Origin of the sequence: Isoptericola hypogeus (assembly GCF_039531145.1) — a bacterium.
Classification (GTDB): Bacteria; Actinomycetota; Actinomycetes; order Actinomycetales; family Cellulomonadaceae; genus Isoptericola; species Isoptericola hypogeus.
The window spans coordinates 6,702-22,970 of record NZ_BAAAPM010000006.1; the positions used below are offsets into that span (position 1 = coordinate 6,702).

Annotated in this window: 14 protein-coding genes; 10 read left to right on the forward strand and 4 right to left on the reverse strand. The window is 75.3% G+C overall.

Annotation, left to right across the window (positions count from 1 at the left end):
* Positions 1-130: 130 nt before the first annotated feature.
* The 3 genes from ABD254_RS15245 (at position 131) to dapF (ending at position 2,845) form a co-directional block, all read left to right on the forward strand.
* A complete protein-coding gene (locus ABD254_RS15245; protein ID WP_344249335.1) occupies positions 131-775 on the forward strand; it encodes a hypothetical protein in 645 nt (214 codons plus the stop codon).
* A gap of 88 nt (positions 776-863) precedes the next feature.
* Positions 864-1,916 carry a tRNA (adenosine(37)-N6)-dimethylallyltransferase MiaA gene (gene miaA, locus ABD254_RS15250; protein WP_344249336.1) on the forward strand — a complete coding sequence of 351 codons (1,053 nt, stop codon included), beginning with the start codon at positions 864-866 and terminating at the stop codon, positions 1,914-1,916.
* On the forward strand, positions 1,913-2,845 hold the full coding sequence (dapF, locus tag ABD254_RS15255; protein ID WP_344249338.1) for a diaminopimelate epimerase: 933 nt from the start codon (positions 1,913-1,915) through the stop codon (positions 2,843-2,845). Before miaA ends, dapF begins: the two co-directional genes overlap by 4 nt.
* An 18-nt stretch (positions 2,846-2,863) precedes the next feature.
* Here dapF and ABD254_RS15260 read toward each other — a convergent pair whose 3' ends face one another.
* Positions 2,864-3,469 (reverse strand): class I SAM-dependent methyltransferase, encoded by a 606-nt coding sequence (locus ABD254_RS15260; RefSeq protein ID WP_344249339.1) that lies wholly within the window; start codon positions 3,467-3,469, stop codon positions 2,864-2,866.
* Positions 3,470-3,657: 188 nt separating this feature from the next.
* On the opposite strand from ABD254_RS15260, the gene hflX reads away from it, so the two are divergent.
* From hflX to ABD254_RS15275, 3 genes are all read left to right on the forward strand, one after another.
* Complete coding sequence (hflX, locus tag ABD254_RS15265; RefSeq protein ID WP_344249444.1) at positions 3,658-5,163, forward strand: GTPase HflX; 1,506 nt, start codon at positions 3,658-3,660, stop codon at positions 5,161-5,163.
* A 62-nt stretch (positions 5,164-5,225) separates the two neighbouring features.
* Entirely contained in the window at positions 5,226-7,301 is a 2,076-nt protein-coding gene (locus ABD254_RS15270; protein WP_344249340.1) for an ATP-dependent DNA helicase, read from the forward strand.
* 9 nt (positions 7,302-7,310) lie between these two features.
* Positions 7,311-8,315 (forward strand): L-lactate dehydrogenase, encoded by a 1,005-nt coding sequence (locus tag ABD254_RS15275; protein WP_425553815.1) that lies wholly within the window; start codon positions 7,311-7,313, stop codon positions 8,313-8,315.
* Between the two features lie 26 nt (positions 8,316-8,341).
* Here the strand turns inward: ABD254_RS15275 and lexA are convergent, their stop codons facing one another.
* Entirely contained in the window at positions 8,342-9,100 is a 759-nt protein-coding gene (gene lexA, locus ABD254_RS15280) for a transcriptional repressor LexA (RefSeq protein WP_344249341.1), read from the reverse strand.
* Between the two features lie 303 nt (positions 9,101-9,403).
* Between lexA and ABD254_RS15285 the strand changes: the two genes are divergently transcribed.
* From ABD254_RS15285 to ABD254_RS15295, 3 genes are all read left to right on the forward strand, one after another.
* Entirely contained in the window at positions 9,404-9,733 is a 330-nt protein-coding gene (locus ABD254_RS15285; protein WP_344249342.1) for a LysM peptidoglycan-binding domain-containing protein, read from the forward strand.
* 119 nt (positions 9,734-9,852) lie between these two features.
* Entirely contained in the window at positions 9,853-10,428 is a 576-nt protein-coding gene (gene nrdR / locus ABD254_RS15290; protein ID WP_344249343.1) for a transcriptional regulator NrdR, read from the forward strand.
* 126 nt (positions 10,429-10,554) lie between these two features.
* Positions 10,555-10,764 (forward strand): DUF5302 domain-containing protein, encoded by a 210-nt coding sequence (locus ABD254_RS15295; RefSeq protein WP_344249344.1) that lies wholly within the window; start codon positions 10,555-10,557, stop codon positions 10,762-10,764.
* 91 nt (positions 10,765-10,855) lie between these two features.
* Here the strand turns inward: ABD254_RS15295 and serA are convergent, their stop codons facing one another.
* The gene (gene serA, locus ABD254_RS15300) at positions 10,856-12,094 is read right to left on the reverse strand and encodes a phosphoglycerate dehydrogenase (protein WP_344249345.1); all 1,239 of its coding nucleotides are present in this window, start codon (positions 12,092-12,094) and stop codon (positions 10,856-10,858) included.
* A 42-nt stretch (positions 12,095-12,136) separates the two neighbouring features.
* Positions 12,137-14,461, reverse strand: a complete 2,325-nt coding sequence (locus ABD254_RS15305; RefSeq protein WP_344249346.1) for a HelD family protein — start codon at positions 14,459-14,461, stop codon at positions 12,137-12,139.
* A gap of 161 nt (positions 14,462-14,622) precedes the next feature.
* Here ABD254_RS15305 and ABD254_RS15310 point away from each other — a divergent pair, with 161 nt between their 5' ends.
* Positions 14,623-16,062, forward strand: coding sequence for a PP2C family protein-serine/threonine phosphatase (locus ABD254_RS15310; protein WP_344249347.1), 1,440 nt, complete (start codon positions 14,623-14,625; stop codon positions 16,060-16,062).
* The last annotated feature ends 207 nt before the right edge of the window (positions 16,063-16,269 follow it).

The following is a 16,269-nucleotide window of genomic DNA, read 5'->3' on the forward strand; positions in this document are numbered from 1 at the left end:
GGCCGGGAGCGCGGCCGGGAGCGCGGCCGGGAGCGCGGCCGGGAGCGCGGCCGGGAGCGCGGCCCGTCGGCGGCCCGTGCGCGGCGGGCGACCCGGCGCCGTCGAGAGCCCGAGCCGCTAGGTTGGCCGGGTGCCCGTCCGTGCCGTCGTCGTCCCCGCGACCCCGCTGCTCGTCCCCGGCGCCTCCGGTGGCGCGCGCGTGCTGTCCGCGACCCGTGACCTGGTCGGCGCCGCCCTGGGGGAGCTCGTCGCCCACGCGTTGCGGCCCGGAGCACCGGCGGGTCTGCTCGTGCTCGCATCGGCGGGCCGGCAGGGCGCGCGCGGCCCCGTCCGGTCGGGGAGGCCGCGGTCCGGTCGCCTGCGCCCCAGCCTCGCGGGAGCGGGTATCGCGGACCGTTGGGTGCCCGGCGTCGCCGCGTGGCCGCCGTCCGACGAGGCCACGTACGCGCCCGACGACGTGGCGCACGTGCCCGCGTCGGTCGCCCTGCTGTGCCTCGCCGCCGCGCTGGAGGCGCGCGGTGCGGCGGGCGCGCTCGCGGAGGTGGAGGTCGTCGAGGTGCCCGCGCGGCTCCACGCGGAGGACGCGGAGGTGCTCCGGCTCCGCCTGCGGGCCGCCGCAGCGGTCGTGGCGGCCGACGACGACGGGCCCGTGGTCGGGACGCTCGGCGACGTCGCCGGGCGCGCGGGGTGGATCCCTGAGGTGCGCATCGCCGCCGAGGCGCACGAGCACCTGCAGGAACGTTACGACGTCACCGTGTGGCGGTCCGGCGCCTGAGCGGCCACCGTGCCGACACGCTGCCGGTCGCCGACCGCGGTGCCGGTCGTCGAGGCCGTCCTCCGACCGCAGCACGTACCGTGGGCCCGTGATCGTCGTCGCCGTCGTGGGCCCCACCGCCACCGGGAAGTCGGACCTCGCCCTCGACCTCGCCCGGGCACTGTCCCCGTCGGGCCCGGAAGCGTCGGGCCCGGCAGCGCCGGGCTCGGACCAGTCGGGCTCGCACCAGTCGGGCGCGACCGCGCCGGCCGAGATCGTCAATGCCGACGCCTACCAGCTCTACCGCGGCATGGACGTCGGCACGGCCAAGGTCCCGCCCGCCGAGCGTCGGGGGGTGGCCCACCACCAGCTCGACGTCCTCGACCCGGCGGAGGACGCGTCGGTCGCGCGGTACCAGGCCGCGGCGCGCGCCGACCTGGACGCGATCGCGGCCCGCGGCGCCCGCGCGGTCGTCGTCGGCGGGTCGGGGCTGTACGTCCGGGCGCTCCTCGACCACCTGGACTTCCCCGGCACGGACCCGGAGGTGCGCGCCGGGCTCGAGCGGCGCGCCGAGGCGGACGGCCGGCGGGCCCTGTACGACGAGCTCGCGCGCCTCGACCCCGAGGCGGCCGCGTCGATCGGGCCGCACAACACCCGCCGGATCGTGCGCGCGCTCGAGGTCATCGCGATCACCGGCCTGCCGTACACCGCCAACCTCCCGCGCCAGGAGTACGTGCGGCCCGCGGTCCAGCTCGGGCTTGACTGCGACCGCGAGGCGCTGGACGCCCGGGTCGCCGCTCGGGTGGAGCGCATGTGGTCCGGCGGGCTCGTGGCGGAGGCACGCGCCCTCGCGTCGCCCGCGCAGGGCGGCACCGGCCCGGGCCTCGGCACGACGGCGGCGCGCGCGGTCGGGTACGCCGAGCTGCTCGCGTGCTGGCGCGGCGAGACGACGCTCGACGAGGCCCGCGCCGCCGTCGTCGCCAACACGCGGCGGCTCGCCCGCAAGCAGATGGGCTGGTTCGGCCGCGACCCGCGCGTCCACTGGCTCGACGCCGCGTCGCCCACCCTGCTGGCGGACGCCCTCGCCGTGGTCCGCGCCGCCGACGCCGGGAGCCTGCCGGAGGCGGGCGACGCCCCCGTGCGCCGTAGTCTGGGCTCATGACGCTGCGCTTCACCAAGGGCCACGGCACGCACAACGACTTCGTGCTGCTCGCCGACACGCGCGGTGACCTCGACCTCACCGCCGACCTGGTGCGTCGCCTGGCCGACCGCCGCGGCGGCATCGGCGGCGACGGCGTCATCCGCCTGGCACCCACGGCCGCCGTCGCGCGGGCGGGCGAGGAGGTGGCCGACCGCGTGCTCGCCGAGGAGCCCGACGCCATCTGGTTCATGGACTACCGCAACGCCGACGGGTCCGTCGCGCAGATGTGCGGCAACGGGGTGCGGGTCTTCGCGGCTTTCGCGGAGAGCCTCGGCCTGGCGGACCTCGCCACCGGCGGCGAGCTGGCCCTCGGGACGCGCGCCGGGGTGCGGCGCGTCCGCAAGGAGCCCGACGGCTGGTACGCCGTCGACATGGGGGCCTGGTCGCTGCCCGGGGGCGCGGGCGCCGCGGCGCAGGGCGCCGACGCGCAGGTGCTCGTCGCCGGGTGGCCCGCACCGCGGCCGGCGCTGAGCGTCGACCTGGGGAACCCGCACACGGTCGTGGCCCTGCCCAGCCTCGACGAGCTCGCGGCCGCGGACCTCGCACGAGCCCCGCAGGTCGAGCCGGTCCCCGCCGACGGCACGAACGTCGAGCTGGTCGTGCCGCTCGACGAGCGGACGACGGGCGACGGAGCGTCTGTGGGCCGCGTCCGGATGCGTGTGCACGAGCGCGGCGTCGGGGAGACGCAGTCGTGCGGCACCGGGGCGTGCGCGGCGGCGCTCGCCGTGCGGACCTGGGCCCGGCACGCGGCGGGCGACGTCCCCGTGCCGGACGTCTGGGAGGTCGAGGTGCCCGGCGGGCAGGTCCGGGTGCGCGTGCTCGCGGACGGGCACGTCGAGCTGGCCGGGCCGGCCGAGCTCGTGTTCACCGGCGAGGTCGTCCTCCCCTGATCGGGTCCGCCGACGGGGTCAGCGGCGCACGCGCAGCACCCGGAAGCCCTTCGACGAGGCCTCGCGGCCGGTCGGCAGCCCGAGCTCGCTCTCGATCCACCGGGCGAGGGAGTCGGACCCGAGGTTCTTGGCGACCACCAGCCACGCGTCCCCGGCGTCGTCGAGCCGCGGCAGCCAGGCGCGCAGCAGGTCGTGCAGGGCGGCCTTGCCCACACGGATCGGCGGGTTGGACCAGACCGCGGCGAAGCGCACGTCGTCCGGCACCTGGTCGGCGGTGACGGCGTGCAGGTGGTCCAGGCCGAGCCGGTCGGCGGTGGCGCGCAGGAGGTCCAGGGCGCGCTCGTTGACGTCCACGGCCCAGACCGTGGCCCGCGGGGCGCGCAGCGCCATCGTCAGCGCGATCGGGCCCCACCCGCACCCCAGGTCGAGCAGGTGCGTCCCGTCGGGCGGGTCGGGGACCTCGTCCAGGAGCACCCGGGTGCCCTTGTCCACGCCGCCGGGGGAGAACACGCCCGCGGCCACGTCGACCTCGACGTCACGCCCGGCCAGGTGCACGACCTGGCGACGTCGTTCCGCCTCGGACGCGGGGCGGGCGGTGAAGTAGTGGTCGGGCTGCTCGCTCACGCCGGCGATCCTACGGGCGCGCGCGGCGTCGTCCACGCCCCGCCGACGCACGTCCGCCCGTGGAGAATTCCCTGGGGCGGGACGATCCGGCGTGCGACCCTTGTTGTACACGAGGCACCCGCATGAGGTGCGCCCGTCGCCATCGACCCGGAAGGTACGTCTTGACCCATATCCCGACCGACCCCGACATGCCGCACGCGTCCTCGGACGCGTCGAACGACCAGCGCGACGCCCAGGCGATCGCCGACGACGTCGTGGCGAGGGTGCTGGCCCGGGCCGGGACGGCGCGGGCCGAGGGCGCCACCGTCCACACCGTCCACGACGGTGACCAGCTCGACCTGGCGGAACGCAGCGCGCTGCGCCGCGTGGCGGGCCTGTCCACCGAGCTCGAGGACGTCACCGAGGTCGAGTACCGCCAGCTGCGGCTGGAGCGGGTCGTCCTCGTCGGCCTGTACTCGGGCGGCGAGGCCGCCGCGCGCGAGGCGGAGGTCTCCCTGCGCGAGCTCGCGGCGCTGGCCGAGACGGCCGGGTCCCAGGTGCTCGACGGGCTGCTCCAGCGCCGGCAGAAGCCGGACCCGGGCACGTACCTCGGCTCCGGCAAGGCCGCGGAGCTCGCCGAGGTGGTCGCCGCCACCGGCGCCGACACCGTCATCGCCGACACCGAGCTGGCCCCGTCCCAGCGTCGCGCCCTCGAGGACATCGTGAAGGTCAAGGTGGTCGACCGGACGGCGCTGATCCTCGACATCTTCGCCCAGCACGCCAAGTCCCGGGAGGGCAAGGCCCAGGTCGAGCTCGCGCAGCTCGAGTACCTGCTCCCGCGCCTGCGCGGGTGGGGCGACTCGATGTCCCGGCAGGCCGGTGGCCAGGTCGGCGGCCAGGGCGCGGGCATGGGTTCGCGTGGGCCCGGTGAGACGAAGATCGAGCTCGACCGGCGCCGCATCCGCGACCGGATGGCCAAGCTGCGCCGCGAGATCGCCGCCATGAAGCCGGCACGCGAGACCAAGCGCCTCGAGCGCCGACGTCACGCCGTGCCCAACGTCGCGATCGCGGGCTACACCAACGCGGGCAAGTCGTCACTGCTCAACGCGATGACCGACGCCGGCGTGCTGGTCGAGAACGCGCTGTTCGCCACGCTCGACCCCACGGTCCGCCGCGCGAAGACGGCCGACGGACGGCCGTACACGCTCACCGACACCGTCGGGTTCGTCCGGCACCTGCCGCACCAGCTCATCGAGGCCTTCCGCTCCACGCTGGAGGAGGTGGGGGACGCCGCGCTGCTGCTGCACGTGGTGGACGCCTCGCACCCGGAGCCGGAGGGACAGATCGCCGCGGTGCGCGAGGTCCTCGCGGAGATCCCCGGGATCGACGACGTGCTCGAGGTCGTCGTGCTGAACAAGGCGGACGTCGCCGACCCGGAGGTCGTCGGGCGGATCCAGCGCCGTGAGCGACGCACGGTGGTCGTCTCCGCTCATACCGGAGAGGGAGTCGCCGAGCTGCGTGCGCTCGTGGCGGCCGAGCTGCCGCGCCCGCGCATCGAGGTCGACCTCGTCGTGCCGTACTCGCGGGGCGACCTCGTGCACCGCGCGCACGAGCTGGGCGGCGGCGTCCGCACCGAGCACCTCGCCGAGGGCACGCGGGTGCACGGCCACGTGGACGAGGGCCTCGCCGCGGACCTGCGGGCCGCGGCGGTCTGACGACGCCGCGGGGCGGTGGAGGATCCGTCCGACGCGTGGGCGGCGCCGCCTAGGATCGATGCGTGACCCCTCCCGACGCCCCGACCGTGCCCGGTACCGACGACCTGCTGGACCTGGCGGTCGGTGGGCTGGGCGGCGGCCGGCGCGAGGGGCAGCACCGGATGGCGGTCGCCGTCACCGAGGCGGTGGACGACGGCCGGCACCTTCTGGTGCAGGCCGGGACGGGCACGGGCAAGTCGCTCGGCTACCTCGTGCCCGCGGTCCGGCACGCGGTCGCGGACGGCCGCCGGGTGCTCGTCTCCACCGCGACGCTGGCGCTGCAGCGTCAGGTCGTCACGCGTGACCTGCCCCTGGTGGCCGAGACCGTCGGACCGCGCCTGCCGCGCCCGCCCCGCGTCGCGCTGCTCAAGGGGTGGCACAACTACCTGTGCAAGCACAAGGTCACCGGCGGCTACCCGGTCGAGGGCGCCACGCTCTTCGACCTGCCCGCCGATCCCGGCCCGGGGGAGGGTTCGGCCGCCGAGCAGCACCCGACGCCCGGCGGCGCGGGCCCGCGCGGGGGGCGCGCCGACGACGGCGCGCGGCTCGCGGACCACGTCCGCCGGCTGCACGCCTGGGCCGACGAGACCGAAACGGGCGACCGCGACGACCTGGTGCCCGGCGTGCCCGACCGTGCATGGCGTCAGGTCTCCGTCACGGCCATGGAGTGCCTCGGGAACCGTTGCCCGCTGCTGACCGAGTGCTTCCCGGAACGGGCGCGCGCGACGGCGCGCGAGGCCGACGTCGTGGTGACCAACCACGCGATGCTCGGCATCGCCGCGTCCGGGAACACCGGGGTCCTGCCCGAGCACGACACGGTCGTGGTGGACGAGGCCCACGAGCTCGCCGAGCGGGTCACCGCGTCGGCCACCGTGGACCTGTCGATCACGGTCATGGAGCACGCCGCCCGGCTCGCGCGACGACACGCCGGCACCGAGACGGAGGATCTGGACGCGGCCGCGCAGCGACTCGGCTCGTTGCTGGCCACCGCGCCGGCCGAGCGGTTCCCGGCGGGTCTCCCCGACGACCTGCGGCTCGCCGTCGCCGCCGTGCGCGACGCCGCCCGCGAGCTGCTCACCCGGGTCAAGCCGACGGGCGACAAGGGGCGCGCCGACGCGGGCGCGGCCGATGCCGGGACGAAGCTCGCCCAGTCGGCGGTGCTCCAGCTCTTCGAGGTGGCCGAGCGGATGGCTGCCGAGGACTCGAGCGCGGACGTGCTCTGGTGCTCCCGCCCGTCCGAGCACGCGCCCTGGGCGGGCGACGGGACGACGAAGCTGCATGCCGCACCGCTGGCGGTCGCCGGGCTGATCCGCACTCACCTGCTCGGCTCGGCCACGGGCGTGTTCACCTCGGCGACGCTGACCCTCGGTGGGTCCTTCGACCCGGTGGCCCGATCGCTCGGTCTCGCCGGCTCGAAGGGCACGGACGAGACCCCCGAGTGGACGGGGCTCGACGTCGGGAGCCCGTTCGACTACCCGCGCCAGGGCATCCTGTACGTCGCCCGGCACCTGCCGGCACCCGGGCGCGAGCCCACGACCGACGCCCAGCTCGACGAGATCGCCGGCCTGGTCGAGGCGGCGGGCGGGCGCACGCTCGGGCTGTTCTCCTCCCGCCGGGCGGCCCTCGCCGCGGCCGAGGCCATGCGCGACCGGCTCGACGTCACCGTCCTGTGCCAGGGCGACGACCAGCTCCCGACCCTCGTGCGGCAGTTCGCGGACGACCCCGCCACCTGCCTCTTCGGCACCCTGTCCCTGTGGCAGGGCGTCGACGTGCCCGGCCCGGCGTGCCAGCTCGTGCTGATCGACCGGATCCCGTTCCCGCGCCCGGACGACCCGGTCAAGGCCGCCCGGGCCCGGGCGGTCGAGACGGCGGGCGGCAACGGGTTCATGCAGGTCTCCGCCACCCACGCGGCACTCCTGCTCGCGCAGGGGGCCGGGCGGCTGGTGCGTACGGCGGACGACCGGGGCGTGGTGGCCGTGCTCGACCCGCGGCTGGCCACCGCCCGCTACGGCACCTTCCTCACCCGCTCCATGCCGGACTTCTGGCCGACCACCGACAGCGACCTCGTCCGCGCTGCGCTGCGCCGCCTCGACACTTAGCCTGGAACCGTGCCCGCACCCACCCCCGAAAACACGTCTGGATCCGGTCGCGACGCGCGTGGTGCCCGCACCACGACGAAGCTCGCGATCGTCGGGGCGGGCGCCGTCGGCGCGACGCTCGCGTACGCGGCGCTCGCCCGCGGCGCCGCCCGGACGGTGGCCCTCATGGACGTCAACCGCGCCAAGGTCGAGGCCGAGGTGCTCGACCTTCGGCACGGCGGGATGTTCATCCCCCAGGCGGAGATCGAGGGCTCCGACGACGTGGAGGTCTGCCGTGGGGCGGACGTCGTCGCCGTCACGGCCGGGGCGAAGCAGGAGCCCGGGCAGTCCCGCCTCGACCTCGCGGAGGCGACGGTCGCGCTGACCCGCAAGATCCTGCCGGGCCTGGTCGAGGTCGCCCCGGACGCCGTGTTCCTCATGGTGACGAACCCCGTCGACGTGGTCACGTATGCCGCACAGCAGGTCAGCGGCCTGCCCCACGAGCGCGTGCTCGGCAGCGGCACCGTGCTCGACTCCTCGCGGCTGCGGGACTCCGTCGCGCGGCACTGCGGGGTCGCGGTCGGCAACGTGCACGCCAACATCGCGGGGGAGCACGGCGACTCGGAGATCGTGCTCTGGAGCTCGGCCACCATCGCCGGCGTGCCGCTGCTCGACTGGCGTCCGTTCCGGGGGCACGAGCCGCTGGACGCCGCGGCTCGGGAGCGCATCGCGAGCGACGTCGTGACCTCGGCCTACCGCGTGATCGCGGGCAAGGGTGCGACGAACTACGCGGTGGGCCTGGCCGCGACGCGCATCATCGAGGCGATCCTCAACGACGAGCACCGCGTGATGTCCGTGTCGTCACGGCTCGACGGGTTCTACGGGATCAGCGACGTCTGCCTGTCCGTGCCCTCGCTCGTCGACCGTCGGGGCGTCGCGGAGACCATCGACACGCCGTTGTCGGACGACGAGGTCGCAGGCCTGCGCGCGTCGGCCCGGAGCATGCGCGAGGTGCAGGCCCGCCTCGGCATCTGAGGCGGCCCGCACGGCCCCGCGCGCCGTCAGAGGCTGCGCAGCACCGCCACGACGCGACCGAGCACCTGGGCCGCGTCGCCCTCGATCGGGCTGTACGCGCTGTTCTGGGGCAGCAGCCAGACGTGCCCGTCCGCCTGCTTGAAGGTCTTCACCGTCGCCTCGCCGTCGATCATCGCGGCCACGACCTCGCCGTTCTCCGCGACCGGCTGGCGGCGCACGACCACCCAGTCCCCGTCGCAGATCGCGGCGTCGATCATCGAGTCGCCGGCCACCTTCAGCAGGAAGAGCTCGCCGTCGCCGACCACCTGCCGGGGGAGGGGAAACACGTCCTCCACGACCTGCTCGGCCAGGATCGGTCCGCCCGCGGCGATGCGGCCCACGAGCGGCACGTACAGGGGAGGCGGCGCCTCTCCGTCGGCCGGGAGCCCCGGTGCACCCTTCGTGAGGGAGGACGCGCCGCCGTAGTCCGCCGGTCCGGCGCCCGTGCCCGGCGCATCCGGGTCGACGACCTCGATGGCACGCGGCCGGTTCGGGTCGCGACGCAGGTAGCCCTTGCGCTCGAGCGTGGTGAGCTGGTGCTTGACCGACGACGGGCTCGCGAGCCCGACGGCCTCGCCGATCTCGCGCATCGTCGGCGGATACCCGCGGGTGTCCACGGAGACGCGGATGGTCTCCAGCACCCGCCGCTGGCGCGGCGTCAGGCGATCGGCGCCCGGCGCGAGCTCGCTCACCGAGGCCAGGGCGGGGCCCGTCGCCCCGGCCGCCTCGTCCCGTCCGCTCGTCATGACGTTCTCCCGTCCTCCGACGTCGCGGCCCGCCCCGACGGGCCCTGAAATCCGACAAACCTTCCATCGCGCTGGAACCACTCTAGGTCAGATCGCCCCGCGCATCAAACATCTGTTCGACAAACGCTCGACCGTGTCGCACTCCTGTGCTACACCTTGGTACAGGCGTTCGACGAACGGGTGTTCGACATCGACGAATCGACTCGGACGGATCGACGCCGACGGCTCGACACAGGAACCTTCGACACGGCGTGGCCGCCCGACGGGCGATGGCCGCACCGACGCGACGAGAGGACCACCATCATGGCCAGCACCGTCTCCGCCCCCGGGCCCCTCGGCCTCGGCGGCCTCCGGCTCACCCGGCGCGGGCGAGCCGTGGTCGTCCTCGTCGCCGTCCTGGTCGCCGCTGCGGCCGGGCTCGTCGGTCAGCGCGCCGTCGCCGGCACGCCTGGCGGCCCCCTGGAGGTCCGGCTGCACACCGTGGCGCCGGGAGAGTCGCTGTGGGAGTACGCGCGGGGTCTCGCGAGCACCGACGAGGACGTGCGCGACGTCGTGGTGGACCTCCAGGAGCTGAACGAGCTCGAGTCGGCAGACCTCCAGGTGGGGCAGGTGGTGCTGCTGCCGCAGGAGTGAGACGTCGGGAAGGTCCGCTCGGGGCCCCGCCGCAGGGCGGCGTGTTGCGCAGGGCGCGGGTCGCCGCCTACGTTGTCGGCAGCCGGGCGCCGGTCCGGCACCGAGCCCAGGAGTACCCGATGCACTGCCCGTTCTGCAGACACGCGGACTCGCGCGTCGTCGACTCCCGGACGTCCGACGACGGCACCACCATCCGCCGTCGTCGACAGTGCCCGTCGTGCCAGCGGCGCTTCACCACGATCGAGACGGCGAGCCTCTCGGTCGTCAAGCGGTCCGGTGCGACCGAGCCCTTCAGCCGGGACAAGATCGTCTCCGGCGTGCGGAAGGCCTGTCAGGGTCGCCCGGTGAGCGCCGACGACCTTGCCCTGCTCGCACAGAAGGTGGAGGAGACGCTCCGGGGGACCGGCAGCCCCGAGATCGACGCGTACGAGGTGGGCCTGGCGATCCTCGGTCCGCTGCGCGAGCTCGACGAGGTGGCGTACCTCCGGTTCGCGAGCGTCTATCAGGACTTCGAGTCGCTGGAGGACTTCGAGAGTGCCATCACGTCGCTGCGGGCCGAGCGGGTCGAGCGCGAGGCGCGCGCCGCAGGGGCGGGCGAGGGCGACGGCGCGGGAGGTCCCGACGAGGCCGGTGCCCGCGAGGTGCGTGACCAGGGCGGAGAGGTCCGGGACACGCCAGCGCCGACGCGACGGTGAGACGTGGCCGAGGGTGAAATCCTGTGGCGCCGCCCGCCGGGGTGCACCATGCTGGACGCCACCAGGGTGCGGCGGGCGTGCGGACGTCAGCACGCACACCCCGACGAGACGGACGAGGTGGTCGCAATGACGGCGCAAGGACACGAGGGCGCAAGCTCCGCGGAGGGCCGGGAGACGGCGCCCAGCGAGGACACGAAGGCACGGTTCCGCGAGGCGCTCGAGAAGAAGAACGCCGCGCGACACCCGTCGGCAGGATCCGACGGGAACACGGGCGCGGTGCACGGCTCGGAGACGAGCGGACCCGTGCAGAAGATGTTCCGGCGCAAGTCGGGCTGAGCGCCGGCCGTCGTTCGCGGCGGCCGTGAAGACGTCGCGAGGGGCGCCCCGGTACCGGGGCGCCCCTCGTCGCGTGCGGGGTGGGCCGTGCTCAGCCGGCGGCGGGCCCCGGCGGGAACTCCGGCCGCTCGAAGGCGTCGCGGATGCGCAGCCGGACCGTCGAGGCCATCGCCTGGAGCTTCGCCGACGCCCCGCGCTGCGTGACGTCGGAGATGTCGGTCACCACGTAGCCGAGGTCCCCGCGGGTGGCGAGCATCTGCGCGTCGATGTTGGCGCCGTGGTCGGCGAACACCTGGTTGACGGCGGCGAGCACGCCCGGAGTGTTGCGGTGCAGCAGCATGATGCGGCCGACACCGGTGTGCTCGAGCTGCAGGTTCGGCAGGTTGACCGACAGGGTGGTCGAGCCGGTGGCCACGTAGTCGCGCACCTTCTTCGAGACGAACTCGCCGATCGCCTCCTGCGCCTCCTCGGTCGAGCCCCCGACGTGCGGCGTGAGGATGACGTTCGGCAGTCCCCGCAGCTCCGAGACGAACTCGTCGCCACGCTTCTTCGGCTCGGTCGGGAAGACATCCACCGCGGCGCCCGAGAGGTGCCCCGACAGGATGTGCTCCCGCAGCGCCGTGACGTCGACGACGAAGCCCCGCGAGAGGTTGAGGAAGATGGCGCCGGGCTTCATCCGTGCGAACAGGTCCGCTCCGAACAGCCCGGCGTTGCCCGGGCGCCCGTCGACGTGGATCGTGACGGCGTCGGCGACCTCGAGCAGCTCGTCCAGCGTCTCGACACGGTGCGCGTTGCCCAGGGCCAGCTTCTCGGCGGCGTCGAAGAAGACGACCCGCATGCCGAGGTTCTCGGCCAGGACGGACAGCTGCGACCCGATGTTGCCGTAGCCGATGATGCCGAGCGTGCGGCCCCGCACCTCGTGCGCGCCGTCCGCGGTCTTGTCCCACACGCCGTCGTGCAGGGCCTTGTCCCGCACGGAGAGTCGACGGGTGAGCGCGATGATCTCGGCGAGCGCGAGCTCCACCACCGACCGCGTGTTGGAGTAGGGGGCGTTGAACACGGCGACGCCGTGCGCTGCTGCCGCGGCCAGGTCGATCTGGTTCGTGCCGATGCTGAACGTGCCGACGGCCAGCAGCCCGGGGAGGCTCTCGATCACCCTGCGGGTGACCTGGGTCTTGGACCGGATGCCGAGGATCTGGAAGTCCGCGAGAGACTCGATCAGCTCGGCCTCGTCGAGCGCCCCGGGGCGCGTGACGACCTCGATCCCCGCGTCGCGGAGATTCCGGGCGGCGACGGGATGGACGTTCTCGAGAAGGAGGGCGCGCAGCACGTGCCTATGGTGCGCCGTCCACCCGCGAGGGACAAACCCGTCTCACGCCGCGACCGGCTCGAGGATCCCGGCCGGGAGCGGGCGGGAGTGCACGACGACGAGCCGCTGGGTCGGGCGGGTCATGGCGACGTACAGGTCGGAGGCCCCGCCGTCCCCCTCGGCGACGTCGGCCGGCTCGACCAGGACGACGGCGTCGAACTCCAGGCCCTTGGCCTGTCGGGGGTCCAGCACGACGACCTGCGCGTCGTCCGGGCGCTGGCCGAGCAGGCGGGACCCTTCCTCGCGCCCGAGCGCGTCGGGGAGCACCGACTCCACGGCGGCACGCAGCGCCGCCACCTGGCCGGCCGCGGCGACGACCGCCACCCGCCCGGCACCGTCGGCGCCGACGAACTCGCCCGCGAGCATCGACACCTGGTCCACGACCTGGCGCACGAGGTCCGGGCGCTCCGGCCCGGACGGGGCGACGTGCGCGAGCTCGAGCGAGCCGTCCACCTGCCGTGCCGCCGTCAGCGGCGAGGTCGGGAGGCCGGCGGCGAGGGCCATCCGCTGGGCGGCGTCCGCGACGGCGGCCGGCGTGCGGTAGCTCACCGTCAGCTCCTCGAGCCGCCAGGAGCCGCGCAGCACAGGGTCGAGCGCATGGGACCACGACCGGGCGCCCGCGGCCGACGACGTTTGCGCGACGTCGCCGACGATCGTCATCGAGCGGGTCGGCACCCGGCGCACCAGGGCACGCCACGCCATCGGGGAGAGCTCCTGCGCCTCGTCGACCACCACGTGCCCGTAGGTCCAGGTCCGGTCGGTCGCCGCGCGCTCCGCCGTCGTCAGGCGGGGACCGGTCGCGGCGAAGCGCGACGCGAGCGTCTCGGCGTCGACGAGCCCGCCGCCCGCGCCCGACGACTCCAGCACGGACCGGGCGTACTCGAGCTCGGCCGCGCGTTCGGCCTCGAGGGCGTGCGCCTCCGCCCGGGCGAGCGAGTCGTCCTCCCCGAGCAGCTCCGCGGCCTCGTCGAGGAGCGGCACGTCCGACTCCGTCCACGGCGCGCCGGACTCGCGCCGCAGCGCCGCCCGGTCGGCCGGGCCGAGCTCGGGTGCGGCCTCGGCCAGCCGGTGCGGCTTCGCGAAGAGGTCGGCGACCAGCCGCTGGGGGGTGATCGGGAACCAGGCCAGGTTGAGCGCCACCCGGATCTCGCGGTGCGAGCGGAGGTCCTCGGTGACGAGCGCGACGTCCTCGGGGCTGAGCTCCGCGTCGACGTCGGCGCGGTACTGGTCCACCAGCCGGGCGAGCATCTCGCGGACGAACGTCGCGCGGGCCTCGTTGTGCGGCTTGTGGGTGCGCCGGGCCCGGGCGATCGCGTCGCGCACGTCGCGCCGGCGGATCACGTAGTCGTGCCCCTCGACGCGCACCGGGTGGTCGGCAGCGGGCACGCGCTCGCGGGCCCGCACGGCGCTCCGGATCGCGGAGCGCCACAGCAGGCGCCCCTTGATCTCGGCGACCACTCCGCGGTCGACCGCGGTGGCACGGACGCCGGGGACGAGCTCGCCGATCGTCGTCGCCACGACGCCCGTCTCGCCGAGCGAGGGGAGCACCTGGTCGATGTAGCGCAGGAACGCCCGGCTCGGCCCGACCAGGAGCACGCCGCTGCGCTCCAGCAGCCGGCGGTGCGCGTACAGCAGGTAGGCGGCGCGGTGCAGGGCCACGGCCGTCTTGCCCGTGCCCGGTCCGCCCTGGACGACCAGCGCACCCGCGAGCTCCGCGCGGATGACGCGGTCCTGCTCGGACTGGATGGTCGCGACGATGTCCGTCATCCGGCCGGTGCGGCGGCTGGCGAGCGAGGCGAGCAGCGCGCCCTCGCCCGACAGCGACGACGCGGCGAGCACGCCGTCGCCGCCGCCCTGGTCACCCTCGCCGTCCGCGTCCGCCAGGGCGTCGAGGTCCAGCACCTCGTCCTCGAGGCCCGTGACCGTGCGCCGGGACGTCACCAGGTGCCGCCGCCGGCGCACGTCGCCCGGGTGGAGCGCGGTCGCGCGGTAGAAGGCCGTGGCCGCGGGGGCGCGCCAGTCCGTGAGGAGGGAACGGTGCGCGTCGTCGGCGATGCCGATCCGGCCCACGTACCGGGTGACCTCGTCGGCGAGGTCGAGCCGACCGAAGACCAGCCGGTCCTCCACGGCGTCGAGCTGGGCGACCCGGTCCTCGTACAGCGTCGCGAACGCGTCGCGCTCGCTGCGGTTCTGCGGCGTCCCGACGGATCCCGACCGTCGGACCCCGGCGAGGCGGTCGCGGGTGGCCGCCCGCAGCTCGTCCAACCGGTCGTAGAGACGGTCGACGACCGCCTGCTCGCGCGCCAGCTCGTCCTGCCTGCCCGCCACGCATCCTCCCGCGTCCTGATGGTGCCTGGTGCCGCGATGTCCGCGGCGCCGGTGCGGCCGACCATCATTGCAGACGTACGGTCCCCGTGGCGTCGCTCCCCGGCGACGCGCCGGGTGCCGGGCTCGACCGCCGGACCCGCCGGAGGGCTAGGATCTGGCCCATGAGCAGCGGCGACGTCCTGCACACCGGGTCCGCGGACCCGGTCGGGGACGTGGCCGAGGAATCGGCGGGGGTCGTGCTGCTCGTCGAGGACGACGACGCCGACGCCCTGATCGTCACGGAGCTGCTCGAGGATGCCGGCATCGGGGTGGAGCTGCGCCGGGCCCGCACCGTCGCCGAGGCGGTCGACGCGCTGGCGCGACCGGGCGCCGCCGCCTCGGTGGACTGCGTGTTGCTCGACCTGGGCCTGCCGGACGCCGTCGGCCTCACGGCGGTCGAGCGGCTGCGCGCGGTCGCCGAGCGGGCGCGCGACCTGCCGGCGCTCGTGGTCCTCACGGGTCACGCCGGCGTCGACCAGGGGCTCGCGGCGGTGGCCGCGGGAGCCGACGACTACCTCGTCAAGGGCGAGACGGAGGCCGGCCTGCTCGGCCGGTCCCTGCGCTACGCGATGCAGCGCCGTCGCTCTGCCGCCCAGCAGCGCGCGCTGTATCGCAGCGAGGTCCGCGCCGAGGAGACCGCGCGGCTCGAGCGTGCCCTGCTGCCCACCCCTCTCGTGGCCGACGCGAAGGTGTCCGTCATGGTCGGCTACCTGCCCGGCGGCGGCGGGCTGCTCGGCGGGGACTTCTTCGACACGGTCGAGCGTCCCGACGGCAGCGTGTTGTCCGTGGTGGGCGACGTCGCCGGCCACGGGCCGGACGAGGCCGCCCTCGGCGCGACCCTGCGCACGGCGTGGCGCACGCTCGTGCTCACGGGCACCGCGCCCGAGCACGTCCTCGGGCACCTCGAGCGGGTGCTGCTGACCGAACGGGCTCGCCCGGAGGTCTTCGTGACCCTGTGCCAGGTCGTGGTGTCGCCCGACCGCGCGGAGGTCGACGTGTACCTCGCCGGGCACCTGCCGCCGCTGCTGATCACCGGCCCCGTCGGCGACGTGCGCTGCGACGCTCTCCCGCCCACGAGCCGCGGCCGAGCACTCGGCGTGCCGGTGGATGGCGGCTGGGAGCCGGACAGGGTGCGGCTCGACGGCCCGTTCGCGCTCATGCTCTACACCGACGGGCTCGTCGAGGCGGAGGTCGGCGCGGCGGAGGCCGCCGTCGAGCTCGGCACGGGGCCCGGCGCGAGCGACGACGCCGACGGGCTGAGCCGCGACGCGGCCGGCCTCGCGTCGCTGCGGTTCGACGAGCCCGGCCGCAGGGGGCCGCTGCGCCAGCGGGTGCCGCGGCTGGGGCAGTCCGGCCTGCACGCGCTCGTCAGCGAGGACGTCGCACGGCACGGCATCGTCGGCGTGGTCGAACGGGTGCTGCGCCGGGTGCGGTCGCTGCACGGCGGGCCGCTCACGGACGACGCCGCGGTCCTCGTCGTCGGGTGGACGGGGAGGGACAACGCCATCCTGGGCGAACGCTCGTCGACGCTCGCCGACTCCGCCGAGTGGGCCAGGGCATGAGGGCGAGGAGCCCCCGCGGAGGTACGCCGAGGAACGAGGTGTGCCGGAGCGAGGCACCGCAGCACTCATGCGAAAGGTGCAGGGCATGAGGGCGAGGAGCCCCCGCGGAGGTACGCCGAGGAACGAGGTGTGCCGGAGCGAGGCACCGCAGCACTCATGCGAAAGGTGCGAAAGGTGCAGGGCATGAGGGCGAGGAGCCCCCGCGGA